Annotated in this window: 1 protein-coding gene; it reads left to right on the top strand. The window is 56.2% G+C overall.

Features of this window, described 5'->3' with window-relative positions; translation table 11 throughout:
• The first annotated feature begins 656 nt into the window (after positions 1 to 656).
• Positions 657 to 1,151 carry a BRO-N domain-containing protein gene (locus tag FAS41_RS30670; RefSeq protein ID WP_138527023.1) on the top strand — a complete coding sequence of 165 codons (495 nt, stop codon included), beginning with the start codon at positions 657 to 659 and terminating at the stop codon, positions 1,149 to 1,151.
• The last annotated feature ends 277 nt before the right edge of the window (positions 1,152 to 1,428 follow it).

Genomic DNA, 1,428 nt, shown 5'->3' with positions numbered 1-1,428 from the left:
TAGCTAATGAAAAGCGGCAAGTGAATCACCTGCCTGGCCACCACTCTCAATTTCAAATCTCTGTAAGTACTTGATTTTCAAGTTCTTTCATCGCTTCGTCGCTGGGAGTGGTGCGCATTATAGGGACTTAAAAAGACCCGTCAACGACTTTTTGCAGAAAGATGACAAATAACCTCTCCCCTTCCCTCTCCTCATATAGAGGCAAGCCCTTCCCGTAACCGCACACCGCCATGAGCACCGACGGCGGACGGGCCCAAGCCGGTGCGCCGCCCCTCTCGGCTACCTCTTCTATATAGAGAAAACTCACTAGGACCTCACACCTCAACGCGCTTCCTGGATTCCTACGAGCTTTGCAGGTTGCCGCCTCGGAAAGCCGTCCGCCATCCTCCGGGCGTCACGGTCAATCCCGTGACCGGGTTTAGCGACTCGAAAGACACTGGCGCGACTGCGCAGAAAGCGCATGCGGGAAACAGCGAAGGTTTCCTGTAGGCCCTTTCACGCTTGTAGTATTTACTACTGGCTCTATGGCGGATCGCGCGGGGAGACCCTCGGGTCTGCCGGGTCCAGTGTCTCCGGTTCGCTAACCCCGCGCGCTTTGCCACCCTACGCTTAGTGACGTAGATGGCAGCCCTCTATGTGGACACTGGAGCAATGCCATGCAAGGACCTTTCACCCCTGTCGTTTTCCAACGTCACACCCACCAACTGCGTGCCGTCCTGATCGACCGCCAACCCTGGTTCGTCGCCCACGACTTCTCCCTCCTGATCAACGCCCGCCGCCCCTACCGCCTGCCCCAGCGCATGGACCCGGAACAGAAACGCGCCGTCATCCTGGAATACCTCGGCGGCTTCCGCGAGGAAGTGGAAGTCATCAGCGAATCCGGCGCCTACAAAGCCCTCTACCGCTTCTGGCACCCCGAACACCGCAACATCGCCAAATGGCTCAGCGACGAAGTCCTCCCCACCCTCCACGACACCCAGCACATCCCCGACACCGATCCTCACCGCGCATTCATGACCTGGGCCGACCAACGCATCGGCGTCATCAAGTGGCAAGGCGAAATCTGGATCGCACGACGGGACCTGCCGACCTTCCTGGCTGCACAGGATGATTGGGCGCTGAGGGATGCGCCGAGCTGGCAGTCGATCTAGGTAATTTTGCGGAAAGAGAAATGCAAAAAGGCCGGCTCATTGCTGAACCGGCCTTTTCAAGTTTGGGCGGGACGGAGTGATTCGAACACTCTACCCCTTGCACCCCATGCAACACACACCAAGATTAAAACTACTTGATTTAGCTAGTTTTCAGCCCAAACAGTGAAGGCAAAATGAAGTGAAAAATTCATACTTCGCAAACGATTAAACGAGCCTTTCAGAGGAGTTTTTGCGCACAACATCACCGCAATTAACACAGTCAGAACCGATGCATCCC

This window comes from Pseudomonas nicosulfuronedens, assembly GCF_005877905.1.
In the GTDB taxonomy this organism is placed as follows: Bacteria; Pseudomonadota; Gammaproteobacteria; order Pseudomonadales; family Pseudomonadaceae; genus Pseudomonas; species Pseudomonas nicosulfuronedens.
The sequence above is the reverse complement of the archived record's forward strand: the minus strand, read 5'-3'. Positions and strand labels throughout refer to the sequence as shown.